20 protein-coding genes are annotated in these 21,455 nt (G+C 38.3%); 9 read left to right on the forward strand and 11 right to left on the reverse strand.

Annotated elements, in window-relative coordinates; translation table 11 throughout:
* Position 1 precedes the first annotated feature (1 nt).
* Complete coding sequence (locus G521_RS0104750; protein ID WP_026897511.1) at positions 2-253, reverse strand: hypothetical protein; 252 nt, start codon at positions 251-253, stop codon at positions 2-4.
* A gap of 100 nt (positions 254-353) precedes the next feature.
* Complete coding sequence (gene pepT, locus G521_RS0104755) at positions 354-1,607, reverse strand: peptidase T (protein WP_026897512.1); 1,254 nt, start codon at positions 1,605-1,607, stop codon at positions 354-356.
* Between the two features lie 119 nt (positions 1,608-1,726).
* On the opposite strand from pepT, the gene G521_RS16505 reads away from it, so the two are divergent.
* From G521_RS16505 to G521_RS0104780, 5 genes are read left to right on the forward strand one after another with little or no spacing between them, the layout of a single operon-like run.
* Positions 1,727-2,434: a hypothetical protein gene (locus tag G521_RS16505; RefSeq protein ID WP_155975659.1), complete on the forward strand. Its 708-nt coding sequence runs from the start codon at positions 1,727-1,729 to the stop codon at positions 2,432-2,434.
* 6 nt (positions 2,435-2,440) lie between these two features.
* Entirely contained in the window at positions 2,441-2,782 is a 342-nt protein-coding gene (locus G521_RS0104765; RefSeq protein ID WP_026897513.1) for an MmcQ/YjbR family DNA-binding protein, read from the forward strand.
* 7 nt (positions 2,783-2,789) lie between these two features.
* Positions 2,790-3,047: a 4a-hydroxytetrahydrobiopterin dehydratase gene (locus G521_RS0104770; protein WP_051189467.1), complete on the forward strand. Its 258-nt coding sequence runs from the start codon at positions 2,790-2,792 to the stop codon at positions 3,045-3,047.
* Positions 3,048-3,082: 35 nt separating this feature from the next.
* The gene (locus G521_RS0104775; RefSeq protein ID WP_026897515.1) at positions 3,083-4,807 is read left to right on the forward strand and encodes a M14 family metallopeptidase; all 1,725 of its coding nucleotides are present in this window, start codon (positions 3,083-3,085) and stop codon (positions 4,805-4,807) included.
* 10 nt (positions 4,808-4,817) lie between these two features.
* Complete coding sequence (locus tag G521_RS0104780) at positions 4,818-5,456, forward strand: rhomboid family intramembrane serine protease (protein ID WP_026897516.1); 639 nt, start codon at positions 4,818-4,820, stop codon at positions 5,454-5,456.
* A gap of 12 nt (positions 5,457-5,468) precedes the next feature.
* Here G521_RS0104780 and G521_RS17685 read toward each other — a convergent pair whose 3' ends face one another.
* On the reverse strand, positions 5,469-6,947 hold the full coding sequence (locus tag G521_RS17685) for a gliding motility-associated C-terminal domain-containing protein (protein ID WP_051189469.1): 1,479 nt from the start codon (positions 6,945-6,947) through the stop codon (positions 5,469-5,471).
* Between the two features lie 270 nt (positions 6,948-7,217).
* On the opposite strand from G521_RS17685, the gene G521_RS0104790 reads away from it, so the two are divergent.
* Positions 7,218-8,483 (forward strand): cystathionine gamma-synthase family protein, encoded by a 1,266-nt coding sequence (locus G521_RS0104790; RefSeq protein WP_220096042.1) that lies wholly within the window; start codon positions 7,218-7,220, stop codon positions 8,481-8,483.
* A gap of 58 nt (positions 8,484-8,541) precedes the next feature.
* Here G521_RS0104790 and G521_RS0104795 read toward each other — a convergent pair whose 3' ends face one another.
* The 3 genes from G521_RS0104795 to G521_RS0104805 all read right to left on the reverse strand — a co-directional run bounded on the left by G521_RS0104795 (position 8,542) and on the right by G521_RS0104805 (position 13,369).
* Positions 8,542-10,701, reverse strand: a complete 2,160-nt coding sequence (locus G521_RS0104795) for a catalase (protein ID WP_026897518.1) — start codon at positions 10,699-10,701, stop codon at positions 8,542-8,544.
* A gap of 192 nt (positions 10,702-10,893) precedes the next feature.
* Positions 10,894-12,762, reverse strand: coding sequence for a monovalent cation:proton antiporter-2 (CPA2) family protein (locus tag G521_RS0104800; protein WP_026897519.1), 1,869 nt, complete (start codon positions 12,760-12,762; stop codon positions 10,894-10,896).
* Positions 12,763-12,766: 4 nt separating this feature from the next.
* Entirely contained in the window at positions 12,767-13,369 is a 603-nt protein-coding gene (locus G521_RS0104805; RefSeq protein ID WP_026897520.1) for an NAD(P)H-dependent oxidoreductase, read from the reverse strand.
* A gap of 143 nt (positions 13,370-13,512) precedes the next feature.
* Here G521_RS0104805 and G521_RS0104810 point away from each other — a divergent pair, with 143 nt between their 5' ends.
* Positions 13,513-14,271 (forward strand): DUF4382 domain-containing protein, encoded by a 759-nt coding sequence (locus tag G521_RS0104810; protein ID WP_026897521.1) that lies wholly within the window; start codon positions 13,513-13,515, stop codon positions 14,269-14,271.
* 263 nt (positions 14,272-14,534) lie between these two features.
* Positions 14,535-15,617, forward strand: a complete 1,083-nt coding sequence (locus G521_RS0104815) for a universal stress protein (protein WP_026897522.1) — start codon at positions 14,535-14,537, stop codon at positions 15,615-15,617.
* 32 nt (positions 15,618-15,649) lie between these two features.
* On the opposite strand, the gene G521_RS0104820 is transcribed toward G521_RS0104815, so the two are convergent.
* The 3 genes from G521_RS0104820 to G521_RS0104830 form a co-directional block, all read right to left on the reverse strand.
* Positions 15,650-17,152 carry a YfcC family protein gene (locus G521_RS0104820; RefSeq protein WP_026897523.1) on the reverse strand — a complete coding sequence of 501 codons (1,503 nt, stop codon included), beginning with the start codon at positions 17,150-17,152 and terminating at the stop codon, positions 15,650-15,652.
* Positions 17,153-17,159: 7 nt separating this feature from the next.
* The gene (locus tag G521_RS0104825) at positions 17,160-17,744 is read right to left on the reverse strand and encodes a DUF5655 domain-containing protein (protein ID WP_026897524.1); all 585 of its coding nucleotides are present in this window, start codon (positions 17,742-17,744) and stop codon (positions 17,160-17,162) included.
* A 185-nt stretch (positions 17,745-17,929) separates the two neighbouring features.
* Entirely contained in the window at positions 17,930-18,604 is a 675-nt protein-coding gene (locus G521_RS0104830; protein ID WP_026897525.1) for a lipid-binding SYLF domain-containing protein, read from the reverse strand.
* A gap of 154 nt (positions 18,605-18,758) precedes the next feature.
* On the opposite strand from G521_RS0104830, the gene rlmF reads away from it, so the two are divergent.
* Positions 18,759-19,724, forward strand: a complete 966-nt coding sequence (rlmF, locus tag G521_RS0104835; RefSeq protein ID WP_026897526.1) for a 23S rRNA (adenine(1618)-N(6))-methyltransferase RlmF — start codon at positions 18,759-18,761, stop codon at positions 19,722-19,724.
* Here rlmF and G521_RS0104840 read toward each other — a convergent pair whose 3' ends face one another.
* Together G521_RS0104840 and G521_RS0104845 are read right to left on the reverse strand one after the other, a co-directional pair.
* Positions 19,725-20,714 carry a hypothetical protein gene (locus G521_RS0104840; protein ID WP_026897527.1) on the reverse strand — a complete coding sequence of 330 codons (990 nt, stop codon included), beginning with the start codon at positions 20,712-20,714 and terminating at the stop codon, positions 19,725-19,727.
* 52 nt (positions 20,715-20,766) lie between these two features.
* Entirely contained in the window at positions 20,767-21,447 is a 681-nt protein-coding gene (locus tag G521_RS0104845; RefSeq protein WP_026897528.1) for a hypothetical protein, read from the reverse strand.
* Positions 21,448-21,455: the final 8 nt, after the last annotated feature.

A 21,455-nucleotide genomic window follows, 5' to 3' on the forward strand; every position in this document is an offset into this window, starting at 1 on the left:
CTTATTTTAAAAGATCACTGATGGCACTTCGGGCACGGTCAAAAATTCCGCCCCTCAGATTATTTTCATCCAGAAAATCCCTAATCTCTCTGGCAATACGCCGTAATTCATCTTCGTTTCCGCTGGCTCTTGCAGCTTCCAGCTTACTCAGTAGATGACTGACTTCTATCGCCCTCTGAGATTCTCCCGCTCCCTGTAAAAGTGATATAATGATCCCTAAAATGATAATAAGTAGAATGATAACCAACCACATTAAGCAATCAATTTACCCTTATAAAGTTAAGGATTCCTGGAAATTTTATAAAAAAATTTGTTAATAAAAATACCTGTAAGCAGTATATTCTAAAAATATATTAGGATTTTTCTTCCCAGATTACAGCTAAATGAATAAGGGTTTCTACGGCTTTTTGCATATCCTGTAAAGAAACCCATTCCTGCCTGCTATGAAAAGCATGTTCTCCGGCAAAGATATTCGGACAAGGCAAACCCATAAATGAAAGCCTCGAGCCGTCTGTTCCGCCGCGTATACTTTGCAGTTTTGGCTTTAAGCCGGCCCTTTGAATTGCAAGCTTTCCAAACTCAATTATATGAGGGAATTCATCAAGTACTTTTTTCATGTTTCGATATTGCTCTTTCACCTCCATTTTAAATGAGGAGTGAGGGTAATTTCCAATCACCTCATCTGCAATTATTTTCAGGATCTGTTCATGATTTTTTAAAGCTTCATCTGTAAAATCACGGATTATAAACTCAATACTGGCCTGTTCAACATTGCCCTTCATTTGAGTGGGATGAATAAAACCTTCTTTACCCTCCGTGCTTTCAGGCGAAAATTTTTCCCTGGGAAGAAGGGCCACAATTTCTGATGCAATCTTCAGGGCATTTTCCATCTTTCCTTTTGCAAATCCGGGATGAGCGCTCAATCCTTCAATACTGATTTTTACTGCATCTGCCGAAAAAGTTTCGTTCTCTATGGAGCCGCAGGTTTCCCCGTCAACGGTATATGCAAAATCAGCTCCCAGTTTTATTAGATCTACTTTATCTACTCCCCGGCCAATTTCTTCATCCGGGGTGAAAAGTAATTTAATTGTTCCATGCTTTACATCGGGATGTGTGCTGAAGAAATAAGCCATATCCATAATTTCGGCCAGACCTGCTTTGTTGTCGGCGCCCAGTAAAGTTGTTCCGCTTGCAGTGATCAGGTCATTTCCAATCTGGTCTTTCAAATCATGATGTTCATTCATTCTGATCACCTGATGTTCGTCATCGGGTAAAACCAAATCCTGTCCCTGATAATTCCGATGGATTATTGGCTTTACTCCGGCACCGCTGCAATCGGGCGAGGTATCCATGTGTGAACAAAAACAAATTACCGGAACCTGCTTATCACTGTTGGACGGGATGCTGGCATATACATATCCATGTTCATCCATGTGAGCGTCAGAAATACCCATTTCAAGAAGTTCTTCGACCAATACTGCGGCCAGATCTTTTTGATTATCACTGGAAGGGCAGGTCTCCGATTCGGGATCAGATTGAGTGTTTATCTTGACATATTTTAAGAAGCGATTTAAAACAGTATGTGTTATATTTTCTATGCTATTCATAATCTATCATTTACCGGGCGATTTTTTTTGTAAATTAATACTTATTGCCAGCAAAGAACAGCATTTAGGTTAATTAGATTTTTTCTTAGTTTTATGGCGGGTAATTAATTTAAAAACTATTGAAAAAGCTTTTATTCTTTCTTTTTGGGATTTTTATGTATTCCAGTGCTTTTTCACAATATAATTTCCGGCGTTACAGCATTGGTATTGGGGGCGGAATGAATGAGCCGTATTCGGATGTAAAATACAACGACAGGTCTCCGGCATTTACCCTGAACGGTGATTTTTATTTAACTCCCTTTATTATTGGTGGACTAGAAGCTCAGTTTGGAAAGCTGCAGGGAGGTGATATGGCAAATGACAAACATTTAAGAGAATTTAATAACAGCTATATAACTTCTACGCTTAATGCACGCGTTGCTTTAGGGGAATTACTTAATTATCATCGCCCCAGTATTTTAAATAGCTTTAAGGGATTATATATCGGCTCAGGAGTTGGCTTTATAAAAAACAAAATGACTTTTGTAACTCGTATAAAGCCTGACGGCTCTAACTATGAATTTCCCGGCAAGGACGCCAGTATAAATCTGGTGGTACCTTTAACCGCCGGCATCAATTTTAATTTTTTGGATGGATGGGATGAAACACGATACATTATGACTTTAGGTTATCAAATGAATGTGACTTTTGGCGAAGGAATGGATGGGTTTAATGACCCTCCGAGTGAATTTGAAAACGATAATAATGATATGTTTGCCTATGCCACTATTGGTGTAAAATACTGCTTCGGGCGTAAAGCTCCTTTTTACCGGCCTTTCAGATATTAATCTAGTATGGATATTGAAACTATTCGTGAACATTGCCTGTTAAAGGCAGCGGTAACAGAAACATTTCCTTTTGGTGAAGATACTCTGGTGTTTAAAGTTTCCAACAAAATGTTTCTGCTCATCGGTCTGGAAAATCCAACCAGTTTTAACGCCAAATGTGATCCGGAAAGAGCACAGCAGCTACGTGAAGAATTTGAGGAAGTTCAGCCGGGATATCACATGAATAAAACACACTGGAATACGGTATTTATTAACGGCAGACTTTCTGATCAGCAGTTAATCAGTCTGATTGATCATTCGTATGAACTGGTTGTAAATAGTTTACCAAAAAGTAAGCGACTAATATAATATAGTGATGGAGTGGGTAGAAAAATTGCTTGATGAGAAAACGGGTTCAGCACAGCTGGAAAAGACATTTATTTTCAAAGACTTTATTACCGCCTGGGCATTTATGAGTCAGGTAGCATTGCTGGCTGAAAAAATGGATCATCACCCCGATTGGAGCAATAATTATAATAAGGTATCAATACGTTTAAGTACGCATAGTGAGGCGAACAAAATAACCCTTAAAGATCGTGAACTTGCAGTTTTAATAGATAAGATAAAGGGATGATTATATATTTGAGAGCTTCCTTTCACAAACAGCTTATGAAAAAAACCTTACTTTTTATCTTTCTGCTAACAGTTTCTATAATGGCTTCGGCCCAGTTAACTCCGTTTGAACTTAGTAAAAGTAAAAATGTAACAGCCACTTATCCGCAGGTAATTTCTTACTACAAAGATCTTGATCTAAAATATGATCAGATGAAAATGTTTACATACGGATTAACCGATATAGGAAAGCCTCTGCATCTGGTTGTTCTCTCTAAAAATAAAGTATTCGACCCGGTACAGATTCGCCAGCAAAATAAGCGGATTTTATTGATCAATAACGGGATTCATCCCGGGGAACCGGAAGGCATTGATGCCAGTATGATGCTGGTTCGTGATCTTCTTAAAAAGAATACCATTCCGGATGATGTGGTTATTTGCATTCTTCCTTTATACAATATTGACGGGAGTTTAAACCGCGGATTTTCCAGAGCCAATCAGAATGGTCCGGAGAGTCATGGATTTAGAGGCAATTCAAAAAACCTGGATCTGAACCGCGATTTTATAAAAACGGATTCTAAAAATTCATACTCTTTCCAGGAGATTTTTAATATCTGGCAGCCGGAAGTGTTTTTAGATAATCATACCAGTAATGGCGCAGATTACCAGTATGTAATGACCTTTATAGAAACGCAGCGTGATAAATTAAATCCCATTCTTTCAAACTTTATGACAAAAATCATAGAGCCGGCATTGTATGATGCTATGAAAAAAAAGGGGTATGAAATGACTCCCTACGTAGATCATATTGGCGAAACTCCTGATTCCGGTCTTACAGCGTTTTTAGAAATACCCCGCTTTGCTACAGGTTACGCAGCCCTTCATAATACTATTGGTTTTATCGGAGAAACTCATATGTTAAAATCCTTTGATAAACGCGTATATGCTACGTATCAATTGATGAATAATCTGATAGAGATCACCCAGAAAAATTCGGCTCAACTTGGGTCTGTGAAAAAACTGGCCGATGAGCAGGTTAAAAATCAGAAAGAATTTGCCCTAAATTGGGAAATGGATGATACTAAGTTTGAAACCATTTTGTTTAAAGGATATGAAGGAAAACACAAAGCCAGTGAAGTTAGTAGCCTAAGCAGATTATATTACGACCGCAACAAGCCATTTGAGAAAAAAGTGAAGCTTTACAACACATTTAAGCCAACCGTAACAGTAGAAAAACCTATAGCTTATATTGTTCCGCAGGCCTGGCAAAAAGTAATTGATCTTTTGAAATTAAATCAGGTTGAAATGGAGCGTCTTTCGGCAGATACTCTGATGGAGGTGGACATGTATTATATTGGGGATTATAAAACCTCTCCAAGGCCTTATGAAGGTCATTATATTCACAGTGCAGTTAAAGTAAAAAGTCAGAAACAACAGGTAAAATTTTATGAAGGCGACTTCTTGATTTATACTAATCAGAACCAAAACCGCTATATTGTCGAAACACTGGAGCCTCAGGCTGTAGATTCTTTTTTTGCCTGGAACTTTTTTGATTCGGTTCTCGGTCAAAAAGAATATTTTTCAGCCTATGTTTTTGAGGATGAAGCTGCGGAATTATTAAAAAATAAGCCGGAGATGAAGCAAAAGCTGGAAGCAGCAAAGCTCAAAAATCCGGATCTGGCAAAAAGTGCTTCTGCTCAGTTAAACTGGATTTATGTAAATTCAGATCTGTACGAAAAAACACATCTCAGATATCCTGTTGGACGATTAATTAAAAATTAGAATACTATTAATGGAAAGTTTTATAACGGAAACCCCTGTTGCCACATTCATTTTTCTGATTACCATTGTAACCAGTCTTTACGCTTTTTCAAATGCCGAAGTCTATGGCAAATTTATGCTGCATCCCTATAGTATAAGTCGTGGAGAACGCTTGTATGCATTAATTACCAGTGGTTTGATTCATAAAGACTGGGGTCATTTATTTGTAAATATGCTATCATATTACTTCTTCGCCTTCCAGCTCGAAAAGACATTTGTTTCTTTAAGCAGTTGGGGACATGTTCAGTTCGGCGTTTTATATCTGGTGAGTATTATTTTAAGTGATATTACCTCGATAATGAAGCATAAGGAACATTTTTGGTACAATAGTCTCGGCGCCTCCGGAGCAGTTTGTGCAGTTGTTTTCAGCTATATTTTATTTTATCCTTTAAATAAGATGTTTATTTTTCCTCTTCCTATTCCTATACCATCTGTAATTTATGGGTTTTTGTTTTTAGGATATTGCTGGTATGCGGCCCGCAATTCAAGGGATTCAATAAATCACGATGCGCATTTTTATGGTGCATTAACCGGGGTTTTGTTAACTGTAATTTTTTACCCTCAGGTGGCTTCGTATTTTATTGGCCAGTTAACCGGATCAAGGGTTTAATAACAAATAAATTTAGCGGACGATAAGCACAGACCCGGTTAGAACAGGGCTACCTGTTCTTAAATCAATGGTGTAATAATACACGCCGCTGGGCAATGGTTTGCCATCAAAATTTCCGTCCCATTCCTGACCATAGCCTACGCTTTTAAAAACTGTATTCCCGTATCGGTTAAAAACATGAATTCGGGATTCCGGATAGGAGTTAAGTGCAACTATTTTCCATCGGTCATTTACCATATCAGCATTCGGTGAAAACGCATTTGGAATGATCAGATTTTTTAAAACACGTATATAAACCTCATCACTTACTGTGCTGTTACATCCATCCTCAGAAATTACATTTAATGTATAGGTGATATTTTCAGGAGGGTTGGCGGTAGGATTCAGGATATTGGGGTTATCAAGATAGGAAGACGGAGTCCAGAAATATCTGGTATTATTACCTTCTGCACTTCCATTAAGTGCTACGATGCCTCCTTCAATTATTACCAAGTCCGATCCTGCATCCACAGTAGGTTTTCTATTAACCAATACCGGTAGTTGCGCTGAAAGAATCCGGCAGTTTTGTGAATTGATATTGGCTCCTTCAGCAGCGGCGAGTCTGAATGAATATCCCAACTGATTAACCGCGGGGATATTTAAACTATATGATCTCTGGTTTGCACTAATAATATCTTTCCAGCCCTCGCCATCATTAGAATTTATTTGCCATTGAAATGATGGATTAGTATATCCGGCAGAAATCTCTGCATTTAAATTAATAGTTCCGCTTTCTCCTTCACATAGTGCATTTGTTAGAGAAGAAATTTCGCTTTCTGCTGTGATAGTAGGACCGCAAGCCCTGAACGTTATGTCATCCAGTGCAAGATCATTACCGCATCCGCCAACCGACTTATTAGTCATCCGGATTACAACTTCTTCTGTGCCGGCCGGAGTGGTGAAAAAAAATCCAAATTGCTTCCATTGCGGACTCAACGTTTCAGCAATATTTCCCGTAGAATAGGTTCTGAGAATAACCCCTGAGCTATTTTCTATGGTAAAAGTTATATTGGGATCAATTCCATTAGATTCGCATGCATTATTTTTTAAAATATTCAGAATCCAGGATGCAAACTCATAAGTAGTTCCTCCGCATAGTCCGGTTACTTTTTGAGTGTAAAAGTCGCCCGGATCTAAAGATGCATTAATCACCATCATGTTCCCGTTCACATCATTAGGTGTATGATCCTGTACAACGGAGTGCCAGGTGCTACCAAAGCAGTTCTGAGTTTGAGAAGCGATATTATAAAAACCATCGCCCGGGCATGCATCTGTAGAAAATTTATAAGAAGTTACATTGGGAGGAAGGGGCATAGCGTTGGCGTACCCTTCTCCAAATGTTATGTTAACCACAGGATCTCCCAGGCTTCCGTTACAAGTTTGTGCAATGCCGGGTTTCAGACTGAGCAGGAAAAATAGGAGGATGAAATAAGTGGTTTTGAAGTAGTTCAAAATAGGGTTTAAGTATAATTCTTTGATTTAAAACACCTACTAGTCAAAAACTTCAATTCTACTTTATTAATGGTGTTACTCGTAAAGGTAAACGATTAAGTTTAATGAAAAGCTATTGCAAATAATTTTCTGTTGAACTGCTAAAAATCATATTTTAAAATAATAAAATTCTGTTTATAATCATATGTTAGTGCTATTATTCTGAATTAATATTATTGGCAGGTTAATAATTTTTAATTTATACTTTTAACAAAATTAAATTTTAAAAATATGATGCGCCCCGAAAGTTTAATGATGTCTTATGGTTATAAACCAGAATTATCAGAAGGATCTATTAAGTGTCCGGTTTTTTTAACGTCGACATTTGTATTTAAAACTGCCGAAGAAGGAAAAGCTCACTTTGAAATAGCTTATGGCTTACGCGATAAACTTGAAAATGAAGAATTGGGTTTAATCTATAGCCGCATCAACAACCCGGATCTGGAAATTCTTGAGAATCGCTTAACACTTTGGGATAAAGCTGCAGAATGTGCTGTTTTTGAAAGTGGAATGGCAGCTATTTCTACAGTAATGCTTGAATTTCTTCAGCCCGGAGACATGATTATGAGCAGCGGCCCCTTATATGGCGGAACGGATCATTTTATTAAACATTTTTTAAATAAACTGGGGATCGAACATTTAGAGTTTGATGCCACGTTTACCGAAGAGCAAATTCTTAGTCTGATCGATCAATCCGGTAAAAAAGATAAGCTGAAATTGATCTTTTTGGAAACGCCTGCCAATCCAACCAATTCATTAATTGATATTGAAATGTGTTCGAATATTGCCAAAGAACTCTCCTCAGGAGATCAAAAGATAATTGTTGCGGTTGATAATACGTACATGGGTCCGCTTTGGCAGCATCCGCTGGATCAGGGAGCAGATCTGGTTTTGTATTCGGCGACTAAATATATTGGCGGTCACAGTGATGTAGTGGCCGGGGCGTGTCTGGGTTCTGCAGAATTAGTGCAGCGTGTAAAAACTCTGAGAACATTTTTAGGAAATATGGCCAGCCCGATGTCATGCTGGTTATTGTTAAGAAGTTTAGAAACGTTAAAAGTTCGGATGGACCAGCAGGCGATTAACGCGGAAAAAGTTGCGGCCTTTTTATCCTCTCATCCAAAAGTTGAAAAAATCTATTATTTAGGAAGTCTGGAAAACATGCCCGATCAGAAAGCTATTTATGACAAGCAATGCCTATCAGCCGGAGCTATGGTTTCATTCGATATCCGCGGAGGCGAAAATGAAGCCTTTTTATTCCTGAATAATTTAAAGCTTATAAAGCTTGCCGTAAGTTTAGGAGGAACGGAATCTCTTGCAGAACATCCTGCAACAATGACGCATGCCGGAGTTGACCCGGAATATAGGTTGAAAGTAGGAATTACTGAGAAATTGGTGCGACTTTCAATTGGCGTTGAAAATTATCAGGATCTGATAAATGATATTGAAAGTGCTTTAAATGTAAGGATACATGAAACTGCAGATATTGAAAATTAGATTTAATTATAAACAGAAAGGCGTTTATATGAACGCCTTTCTGTTTATTAATTCCTGATCAGGAAGGAACCTTGCTTTCTTTTTCACGATCCCAAAAACGATGCTGAGCAATCGCTTTTATAAAATCAGCCGGACTTCCATCTATAATCACGCCTTCTTTTGCCAGATTCTTATTATCAGCCGGCATGTTTATGCTGATATACGATGCGTAAACTAATTCTACACCTTCGGCATCTGCTGCAATAGCTTTGCAATGCCTGTATGCTTCGTTTAAGAAATGAATAGCATTGGCTTCTCCTTTTAATGCATGAACACTTTTTTCTCCTCCGGGTACATAAACCGCATCAAATAAAACGGAAGCTGCCGAGTAAAATGGCTGATCAACTTTAATTGCCGCTCCGGAAGTATCGGTTATAGTCCCAAGTTTAAGGGAGATTATTTTTACTTGGGCACCTTCGGATTCGAGCGCTTTTTTCATATCCACAATAGCCGCATCCACACCATTATTTGCAAGGAAGGCGATTTGGCGGGTCTTAATCGTATCTTTTATGGTTTTTGCCATACTCAGGGCCTCGGATTTGTCAACATCCTGCTTAATCGCCTTAGGCTCATAGTCTTTTGGATCTGCATCCGCAGGGTAACTTCCATTGACAGGTTCCATCGGTTTATCCGGAGCCTGCATTCCTAAATTATCTGCAACTTTGGCAACCAGGTTTTTATCAACCTGCGTCAGAAGTCCTAATACGCGTTTACGGATCTCTTCTCTTTCTACTTTACTTAATTCAAAACTAAGAGCCTCAACGATATGATTTTTTTCCGCTTCCGACTGGCTATTATAAAAAAGTGTCGCCTGACTGAAATGGTCCATAAAACTTTTGCTGCGAACACGGATTTTACGGGCATCTATACGTTCTTCATAAGATGTAAATCCGCCTTCGGCTACTTTCGCCTGGAATGGGCAACCTCCGCCAATTGAATTTGGTTGGTAACTTACCTGGCCTTTATTGATTTGCTGCCGCATATGTCCGTCACGCTGATTGTTATGCATGGGCGAAATTGGGCGATTAATAGGGATTTCATGAAAATTAGGTCCTCCCAAACGGGATAACTGTGTATCGGTATAAGAAAACAATCTGCCCTGAAGTAAAGGATCATTTGAAAAATCAATTCCCGGAACCAAGTGACCAGGGTGGAAAGCAACCTGCTCTGTTTCTGCGAAGAAATTATCGGGGTTGCGGTTCAGGGTTAATTTTCCAATACGCTGAACAGGAACTGTTTCTTCCGGAATTATTTTGGTAGGATCCAGCAAATCGAAGGGGAATTTATGTTCGTCCTCTTCCGGGATTACCTGTATTCCAAATTCCCATTCAGGAAACGCTCCGTTTTCTATAGCCTCCCAAAGGTCGCGGCGATGGAAGTCAGGGTCTTTTCCTGAAATTTTGGTTGCTTCATCCCAGGCTACTGAATGTACACCCAGTAGAGGTTTCCAATGGAATTTAACAAAATGAGATTTTCCTTCTTCATTAATCAGGCGGAAAGTATGAATTCCGAAACCTTCCATCATACGCAAACTTCTGGGTATTGCACGGTCGCTCATAGCCCACATAATCATATGCATGGATTCGGGCATCAGAGATACAAAATCCCAAAAGGTATCATGCGCTGAGGCTGCCTGTGGAATTTCATTATGAGGCTCAGGTTTTACCGCATGAATCAGATCCGGAAACTTAATGGCATCCTGTATAAAAAATACCGGAATATTATTTCCTACCAGATCATAATTTCCTTCTTCGGTATAAAATTTAACTGCAAAACCTCTCACATCACGGGCCAGATCAGTTGAACCCCTTGACCCTGCAACGGTTGAGAAACGGGCAAAAACCGGCGTTTTTACCGAAGTATCGTTCAAAAACTTTGCTTTGGTATATTGCGGTAAGGGTTTGTATAATTCAAAAAATCCGTGAGCTGCTGAACCCCGGGCATGTACGATGCGTTCAGGAATCCGTTCATGGTCAAAATGTGTGATTTTTTCACGAAGAATAAAATCTTCCAGAAGAGTAGCTCCCCGTTCTCCTGCCTTTAAAGAGTTCTGATTGTCATTAATCTTCAGACCCTGATTTGTTGTTAAAAATTCTCCGGTACCATCTTCGGTATGAGGAGCCAGGTTTTCAATTTTTTTATTATCATTTTCCTGGTTTGGGTTTTTTTTTGCTGCCATAAGTTTTCATTTAACTCTTCTATTCTTTAACTGCTCCACAGGGCAATTGTTTGAGATAAAATGGATAATGCAGATACAGAATGCCGCAAACTGTTAACAGGAAATTAAACGGAATATATATAATCAAATGCGTGATTGAATGGCTACCCCAACCAACTGAAATCTTTTGAATTTAAATGAAATGACGTTTTTTTAATCTTTGATAGCTCCTTTTCTTAAAGTATCACTATCCCAGCCGCTGTCTCTTTCCAGGATTTCTTCGTCTTTCATATCACGCAAAATCAATTCTTCCAGCTCGGTGATTTGCTCTTTAGCAACATTGATATATGATTTGCTGTCGTTTCGATATTTTATTAATTCAGATAATGAATTTTCATCATGCTTTAGAAAGGTTTTGGCTGCCCGCTGAGTTTGATAAGCTCTTTGGCCGAGCATTTTTAAAGCATCGGCCCCCAATCTGATGGATGAATCAAGAGTTTCCCGGTAAAGGTGATCTACTCCAGCCTCCATCAGATCGTAAGAATCATTCCTGTCATAGGCCCGCGATAAGATTTTTAAATGCGGAAAATCCTTTTTTACAAGTGATACCATTTCGAGGCATTGTTGCGGAGTATCCATGGCAATGATAATGATTTTTGCTTTTTCTGCTCCGGCAGCTTTCATCAGATCGTACCGGGAAGCATCTCCATAATATACTTTGTATCCGAATTTTCGAAGCAGGTCTACCCGGTCTGAATCATTATCCAGAATGGTAGCAGAAACACCGTTGGCTCTTAAAAAACGCCCAACAATATTGCCATATCTTCCAAAACCGGCTATAATTACTTTTTGCTGTTCGTCAATATCATCTTGGGGCCGTATGTCTTTTTCTTTGGTAAAGAACCGGGGTGAGATTTGACGCTCATTTAATACAAACAGCAAAGGCGTTAAAGCCATACTGATAGCCACAACAGCTACTAAAAGACTCAGAAGCTCCGGATCAATTAAACCATACTGACCAGCAAATGAAAAAAGAACAAATGCAAATTCGCCCATTTGCGCCAGTGAAACTGCTAAAAGCATGTTCTGATCTCCTTTTAGCCCAAATAACTTTCCCAAAGCAAATAAAATGGCTCCCTTTAAAAGCATTAAGCCAAATACCAGGGATATTACTGTAAAAAGGTGGGTTTTGATAATATTAAAATCAATGGTTGCACCAACAGCCATAAAAAAAAGTCCGAGGAGTAAGCCTTTAAACGGATCAATATCACTTTCGAGCTCATGGCGGTATTCGCTGTTTGCAAGCACAACTCCTGCCAGGAAAGTACCTAACGCTGGGCTTAAACCAACTATAACCATTAATTCTGCTATGGCAAATACCAAGAGCAGAGCGGTAGCCATAAATAATTCCCGCTGCCGTGTTTTAGCCACCCATCTGAACATAGGTCCAATAATATACCGTCCGGAAATAATGATAGTAGCAATTGCTCCCAATACAATAAACGTTTGCTGCCAGCCATTAAAATTACTGATGAAATTATCTCTTTGGATTGGAGGAAGCTTGGTGGCTAATAAAGGAAATAGAGCAAGTAATGGGATGACTGCAATATCCTGGGATAATAGAACTGCAAATGCAGATTTGCCCGACGCAGTTTTTAGAAGACTTTTTTCACTTAAAGTTTGCATAACGATGGCTGTAGATGATAAAGCCAGAATGCTGCCTATGGCAAAAGATGATTGCCAGGTTTGCCCAAGGGCAAAACTAATGCCTCCAATTACTGCAGTAGTCAGCAAAACCTGTAAACCACCTAATCCGATGATTAGTTTTCGCATGCGCCAGAGCAGGTTTGGTTCCAGTTCCAGGCCTATTACAAAAAGCATCATTACAACACCGAATTCGGCAACATGCATTAAATCTTTTCCCTCTTCGCCAACAAACCCAAGCACGAATGGGCCAATAACTATTCCGGCAAGTAAATAGCCGAGGATAGTACCCAGACCTAATCGTTTGGCAATGTTTACTCCTATAATTGCCGAAGCCAGAAAGATAATTGCCTGAAATAAAAAAGTTTCCTTAGCCATATTCTTATAATGTATAAGGTCTGCCGATTAAATTGTTCATATAGTTAGCTCTAACCAGATCATCTTCACTAAAAATGCCGTCTCTTAAACCTGTAACAACTTCCAGATACTGATTTGAAAAATCTTCTATTTCCTCAGAACTTAATAAATGAGAGTTATGCACAACAAAAGGAGGATAGTAAGTCATTTTACATAAAAATGCTGTTTGATCAAATACTGCAAGAAATTCTGTAATAGTGTACCGGTTGTGACCTTCTTTCTGATAAGCTGAAAAACTGCCGCCTGTTGATATTGCATTAAATATTTTTTTATTCCTTAGATGCGTTCCTTTAATCCCGTATGCAAACCCATATTCCAGAACCAGGTCCATCCATTGTTTTAAAAGGGCAGGCATACTATACCAGTAAAACGGATGCTGGAATATTAATATGTCGTGTTTTAAAAGCAGTTCTTTCTCACGTTCTACATTGATATCGAAATCAGGATATTCCTCATACAGATCATTAATGGTCACATTTTCCAAACCACTAATCTTCCGAATCAATTCTTTATGAGTTCTTGATTTTTCAAAGGCCGGATGAGCGAACAGTATTAGAATAGATGGCATGCCACCAAATTACTCAATCTCCTGAATTTATTACGAGAGAAAGAGTTTAGGGTAAACTTCCGGCGAAGATGCATCTTCATCTAAAATTCATATACTGCTTTTATGTTTGTATGGTTAAACTTATTAACCCCTAAAACAATAATATGAAAAAGTTAATTTTTTCTGCTGTAGCAATACTAAGTATGGCCTTTACAGCTTGTAACAAAGAAAGCGGTACGGTAACACGATTAAATGTTAAAATGACTGATGGTCCGGGAGCGTATGATGCTATTTATTTAAACATTAAAGAAATACAGGTAATATCCGCAGGTGGCGAAAGCACTTTGCAGGTAGGTTCAACTCCATTTGATATTTTAAAATTCCGTTTAGGTAAAGATACCCTGATTGCTTCCCAGGACGTTCCCTCAGGACGTCTTCAGGAAATTCGTCTTGTACTTAACTCAACCGGAAACACCGTAGTTGTTGATGGTGTTTCTCACAATCTTACTACTCCAAGCGGACAAACTTCAGGAATAAAGTTAAAAGTACAGGAAGAATTAATATCTGGTATTGCCTATACTCTTTTATTGGATTTTGATGCTGCAAAATCAATTGTAATGACTGGAAATGGAGGTTATCAGTTAAAGCCGGTTATTCGTGCTATTCCTCAGGCTGTTTCTGGTGTTTTATCCGGAACTGTTAATCCGGTAACATCAAACCCAAAAGTATATGCAATTACCGGAACAGATACCCTCGGAACAGTTACTGATGCTTCGGGAAAATTTTACTTTCCGGGATTAGCAGCCGGAACTTATAAAGTTAACTTCTCACCTGTTAGTCCTTTTATATCAAAATCAATTGAGAACGTTGTGATTAAAACTGGTTCAACCACGGAACTTGGCATAGTTACTTTACTACAATAAGAAATTTCTAATTACAAACCCTTCGGTCTTTTTTCGGATCGAGGGGTTTTTTATGCCCAGTAAAAATTGCGGGCTTCTAATTAACCATCACTTAGTGAGGATTTTCTATTCTTAATTTTAGTTGTGAACTTAAAGTATTCAAACAATAAAGGATAGCTTCTTGTTTATAAATAATTAGTATTCAGATTATTGTAAAACGATGACGTTAAATTTTAACCTGAGTTTTGGGTCTGTTCAAATAATCAGCAAAAGAGGGAAAGTCCATGAAAATATTCACCGTTAATTTTAAGGCCGGTACTTTGGATTTAGGTGTTATTATAACCCCTCTGGATGAAAACAATCAGAAATTTAAAGTAGAAATGATTACGGGCGAACGAAGTCCGGTTATTTTAACACGTTCCGGACAAGATAACTGGAATGTAGAAAATACCGGTAAGTGGTCCATTTCTGATGAGGAATATCAAAAGCTGGGGAAAGCAATTGACGCATACTTAAATAATCTTTTCTGCATGAGAAGTATGCTGGTGCTGACCGATTTTTCTGATGCAGCATTGAATGCAGCCTATTATGCTGCTGCTTTATCTCATCAGTTAGGTACAACTTGTATGTTTTTATATCATTCTTACAGGTCTTCTCCGGTGAATACATATATGCCCATGTCAATTCCTCCCGAAGCTATTGATACTCAAAAAGAAAGTTTGGAACATCTTAACAAGCTAAAAGATAAACTTCAGGTTTTAGTAAACAAGGAAACAGTTATTCAAATCAGGACCGATGAACGACCGCTGGTGTCAGCTGTAAATTTATTAAGTGAACAGCAGCATATCGGACTTATCGTGATGGGAATAACAGGGAAAAGCAATCTGGAGCAAATATTAATAGGAAGTAATGCTATCAAAATTGCAAAGGAAAGTTCGGTTCCGTTATTGATTATTCCCAAGGATGCAAAATTTGAGAGTATTAAGCGGGTACTATTTGCCTGCGATTTGAAAAAAGTCTTAAAAACTACTCCAGTCCAAACTATTAAGTCATTTATACATGCTTTGGGTGCTAAACTATTTATTTTAAATGTTGCTGATAATCAGCTGGTATTCAATGCTGATAATACTGAAGAGCAATTAAAACTCCATGAATTATGGGATAGTGAGAATGCAGAATATCATTATATTGATAGTGAAGATACTGCAGAAGGAATTATGAAATTTGCAGATGAACATGATATTCAACTTGTAATTACAGTTCCTAAAAAGTATGGTTTTTTCGAAAGCCTTTTTCATCGCACTGTAACCAAGAAATTATCCTATCATAGTCACATTCCCCTACTTCTTCTGGAAGAAGGTATTTAATTTATAGAATATGTGGCCGTAAAATCTCGTATTTAAATTCTGATTCCGATGATCAGAAACAAGGCACAAACAATAAACAGAATAATCATCAGGGGCCAGATAAACCTGAACCAGGTTTTTAAACTAATATTTACCAGGGCGAGAGAAGGCAAAACTAATCCTGTGGGAGTAATTAATCCCATAATTCCCATTCCAAATAAATAAGAATTGACTATTTCGCGGCCCGGAACGCCGGCAACTATAGCCAGAGAACCCAGAATCGGCATAGTGACAACAGCCATGCCCGATGTTGATGAAATAAACAGGGTGAAAATCATGAATATTATGAGAAGAGATACAATGAAAATAGAATCCGGCATCTGGCTTACAGCCGATGAAGCATAATATAAAATCGTGTCGGTTACATTTCCTTCATTTAAAACGATTGTAACGCCTCGTGCAACTCCTATAATAAATGCTACCCCAAGCATACTCTCGGCACCCTGAATAAATTTTTCTATGAATGTTTTTTCATTCATCCGCTGAACAAAAGCCATTAATATGGATGCGGCAAGAAATAATGCAGACATTTCCAGGAACCACCACTTTAAAAATATTACTCCTCCAATAAGTATTAAAAAAGTGAAAAGGAACATAAGAAGTAATATGACTGATTTTCTGTCGGGACTCTGAGTGGTTTTACCAATGTTTGTACCGGTTGGATATGGCGGTTTTACAAATCCATCAAAGCGAAGTACCAAAGATAAATCAGGATTATTTTTTATTTTTTGGGCATATCTTACCACGTACCAAATAAATATAGCTGTAGAAATTGCAAACATCAGCAGCCTGCCATACAATCCATCGGTCCAGTTAACACCTGCTGCATTACTGGCAATTATGGTAGAAAACGGATTGACAAATGAAGAAATATATCCTAACTGGGTTCCGCCAAAAATAACTGCGACGGGAACCAGCAGATCATATCCGGCCGCAAGGAATAGCGGTACTAATACCGGATAAAAAACCAAAGCTTCTTCGGCCATTCCAAATGAAGAGCCTGCAAAGGAAAATAGAAAACCCAGAATAATGATCAGCCAGGCCTCCTTCCCTTTCATTTTGGCAGAAAGATAAATCAGGCCTTGCTCCATTGCGCCCGATGTATAGAATATATTGATGAATCCGCCAATAAGAAACAGAAAGAGAATAATTTCTATAGAATCTGTAATGCCTTTTAAAGGAGCTTTAATTACATCCAAAAAACCTTGTTTTTGAGAACGAAGCTGTTGATAAGTACCCGGAACAGAAACAGGCTTGCGGATATCACCCTGAATAAATTTTTCTAATCTGATTTGAATGTGCAGGCTGTCTAGTGTTTTTTGAGTTAAGGCTAACTGAGTTTCCTTGCCCGGAGAACTGAGAATGAAATGGTTATTATCCTGATAAGAAAGCGTAACGTATTTGCCTGCCGGTAAAATCCATGTAGCCAGGGCTGCTAAAAAAATAACCATCATCAGGATGGTTATTGGAGAAGGCATTTTTTTTATTGAAGACATTGAGTGCTTAATTTCCCTGTTTTTTATGCGAACGATTATAGGACTGCTGAAGATGAAAAGACACCTGCTCGTTTAGGTCATTGATATGCTGAATAACAACCATGTGCGAAATTCGGGGCATGGGTCCTGTTAATTTGGTTTTTTGAAGATCTTCAGTAAAAGGTTCGTCTCCAAGATCAATGCCTAATCTAATTTCCTTAGGTTTAATATTGATGGCTGCGAATTCTTTTTTGGCGGTAAATGAAACGTACGTTTTTTTGGGAATAATTTGAGCATCCGGAAAATTGAAGAGAATTTTTTTGGAAACCGCATCAAATAAAGGTCTCATATCTTCGCATTTGGCAAATTGATTTTCTAATAAATTGCTTTCATTCTGATAAACTACCTGCCCATTATTTAAAAAGATGCCGGCAACAAACTGGGCTTGCATATGATTTAACTGATGTTCTTTTTTTAACCAGTTCAGAATTTCCATTTGCTTGCTATAACCGGTTTTTTTCACCAGTTCAAGCCATTCTTCCAATGATTTTCCGGTTTTTTCTTTTGCGGTTTGAATAAATTCCTGTTCAAATTCGCCTGCTGTTTTTGCCATACCCTTAATTTTAAACAAAAAATGAAATTAAATCTGTGATTAAAATTACTGATAATTAGTTGTTATCAGCATATCAGGTTTCTTGCAGAGAGAAGTGCGAAGAGTGCAAATAATTGAGGGAAGTCCGTAAAACAAAAAAACCGGCTTAAGTTTAATTAAGCCGGTTTTTTTTCTGGAAATCGTTTTCAATAAATCGCTTTTATAGCTGACTTTAATGATTTTACATTTGAATCAACATTATCGCTGCTTTCAAAAATGGCCGATGCAGTAGTTTCTTTTTTATAATACTCCATATTAGCTGCCTTATCAATATCAAGCTGAGCGCCATTTAAGCTGATACCTGCAAAAAGTCCCTTGCTGCGTGAATATGAATAAACTTCTGCCTCTAACTTTGAGTCGGTATTGGCCGATGAACTTCGGCCTACCGGACCTGCAGCAATGGAAATATCTCCGCCAAGGGTAAAATCTCCCTGCCCGATATTCATAAGGGTACTTTTATTCATAAATACCATAACCAGGTCTATGGATTGTACTCCCGCCTGAAACCCGATACTACCACCTGTTAAGGTTACAAAAGCAGGATTGCTCCAGCTTCCGTCTTCATTTTTTACCATCGCAAGTCCCTTACCTCTTTTGCCGCCAATTCCAAAACCTGCATTTATAAGGCCCGGAATAATTATAATTCCTTCTGCCCTTTGCATAAGTTCCGCTGGAATGCTTTCTTTCATATCTGTAAAGCCTTTTATTACGGTTGTGGCCTTAACAATTTTTTCATCCTGTTTTTCTTGCGAAAATGCAGGGCTGATTAATCCTGTAGCTAATACAAGACTAAAGCATATAAATTTTTTCAATTTTTTCATAACGTATAATTTGATTGTTACTCACTGGGTTTAAAATAAACGTTGATGTTAATTCTTTGTTTTTGGAAGGGATAAATCCTTTTTGCTTAAATAATCAAAACTCTAGTTCGGCAGGCTTTTCTCAAAACATATCCTATTTAATTAACTTTGCCTCATGTCTCCATCTGCAGAAGCAAAACCACCGGAAAAACTGAGTCTTCACCCCAGAAACAAGCACCGGCTCAGATACGATTTTAAATCACTTAGCAAAGCCAACCCCGGATTGAAAACTTTTGTCGGTACAAATAAGTACGGAGATGAATCTATTGATTTTTCAAATCCTGAAGCCGTAAAAAGCCTGAATAAAGCCTTGCTGATTTTTTTCTATGAAATTAATTACTGGGACATACCAGAAGGATTTTTATGCCCTCCCATTCCCGGAAGAGCAGATTATATTCATTATGCGGCCGATTTGCTGGCAACCCTAAATAATGGAATAATCCCGCGTAAACCGGTTCGGGTTTTGGATGTGGGAGTTGGCGCAAATTGTATTTATCCCCTGATTGGCAATAAGGAATATGACTGGAATTTTGTAGGATCGGACGTCAGTCAGTCGGCAGTTGATTCGGCACAAAAGATTGTATCAGATAACCAATTGGAAAATGCGATTGAAATACGCAAACAACAATCCCCGGCTAATTTTTTTAAGGGGATAATTAAACCGGGAGAATTATTTGACCTCAGTATTTGTAATCCGCCTTTCCATTCGTCTCTGGCTGAAGCCACATCAGGTACAAAGCGTAAGCTTAAAAATCTGGGAATTGCCTCAAAAAATAAACCCATTTTAAATTTTGGAGGCCAGGGTACAGAACTATTTTGCGAGGGCGGAGAAGAACGATTTTTAGGAGAGATGATTTTGGAAAGCCGTCACTATTCAAAAAATGTTTGCTGGTTTACTTCACTGGTTTCAAAAAGTAAATCACTTGAAAGTTCTTATAATTGGCTTCGAAAAGTGAAAGCAGCCGAATATAAAACGATTGATATGGCGCAGGGTCAGAAAATAAGCAGGGTGTTGACCTGGACTTTCTTAAGTAAAAAGGAGCAGGAAAGCTGGAGTAAAAATCGCTGGCAGATTTCCTGATCAGGACGGCGTTGGAATAAAAACTTCCCGGCTGAAATTCCCTTCTTCATTCAATAGAAAACTTATCGGGTTTTCAGGATCTTTGATAATCTCAAAAAGAGTTATACCCCAGGGTTTCCATAAATTTTCTAATACCTGTGCGTAAGGTTTTACCTGCCAGTTGTCAAATAAAGGTCTATTACTCATTCCCCGCAGGGGCATCGCTTCAATGTAAACCTTATCCGTGGTTGGCATAATACTGTATTCCGGCAAACGGTTAAACAGATAATTTGAATAATAAAAGCGGGCTATTAATTCTTCAAACTGTATTGGTTTTAATATTTCCCCATCAATTTTTTCAAGAATGTCTGAATGATAAATGGCATTGGTTCCGTTATCCTGCAAACAGGCAATAATTCCAAAATCATTCATCGCTAATGAAAATGTGAGCGTGTTTATTTCATCGCGGTAGTTAAATGTTTCTGCTGAATTCTCCACCTTAAAAACCCGGATATTCCAGGGTGTATTTTCTTCAAATTCGATGGGTTTGATTAATGATTGCATCATCGAATTGAGATTGCCAAATTTATGGATCAAACCCTGAGCAAGCAGAAAAGGTTCGCCGCCGGATTGTTGCTGTCTTAGTCCCATCCGGATTTCATTATAAATGATTCCGTAGACTATTTTTGAAATCCACTGAAATAATTTGATGGAGGAAAGTTCTTTAACATGTTCGTACCCCGAGTTAAATGCGTTTTGAATTTCTTCGTCAAGCGGATCGAGAGCGTCATTCTTAACCCAGTCTGCACAGGGTAATTTTAAATCCTGGTATGTGCTTCGGCTTTCATCAAGCAGTTTAAAATGTTTTTGATTTAACTCAAACTGATCAATCAGCCATTGCGGAAACACGGTAATTTCTTCTGTTGATGCACTGATTTTCTCGCCGCTAAGAAAGCAGGTATTTTTATTGAAATCAAACTTCTGGAAAGGATTAAAAAGAGATATAGCCATTGGCCGCAAAGTTAGGCCAAAATGTTGCTCTCATCAATTTTAAATTGATCAGCTATTTGTAATAAGAACGAAACTGGTATGATAGTCTTGGCAGCATGTCTCGCCTGGAAAGGTTCAGCAGGAAATCGATTTCTACGGGTTCCATTCCCATGCTCCGCATAGAATACAAAGAAGGATCGACTGCTCGTGGATCGCCCTGGATATTATCTACGTAGGTATTAGCGTAATTGAAGTTTGAATAAAAGGATTGTTTGTATGTTTTGGGATCTGCGCCTTTAAAAGTCAAGGTAGTAGTAAATCGGGCATTTGACCGTCTTTCAACATTGATGATATCTACTGAAGCTACAATAGTTTGATAGATGGGTTTGCCGGCTGAATCGTTTCCAACCTGTATAACCCGTCGTAAAGTTCGTCTGGAAATACGCTCGCTTTTTGGCCAGAGAACAAAATTGTCAATATTGAGGTCAAGAACAACTTCCGGATTTTCATCAGCCTCCACCAGATCCAGATCTACGTTTAAAAAATTATCAAGCTGGTCAAGAACCTGTAAGCGATAATAATCCATATTTACAAAATTCAGGTCGTGGTTATTGCCAGACTGAATATTTATTGCAATAGGTACAACTCGGGCATCGGGTCTTTTAGATCTTCCTTTTTGGGATGTTCCGCATGCGCTGAATAACAAAATGAAAATTAGCAAAAACGGACTTAAATGCTTGCTTTTTAATGTCATACAAGCAT

Origin of the sequence: Daejeonella oryzae DSM 19973 (genome assembly GCF_000422945.1) — a bacterium.
Lineage (GTDB): Bacteria > Bacteroidota > Bacteroidia > Sphingobacteriales > Sphingobacteriaceae > Daejeonella > Daejeonella oryzae.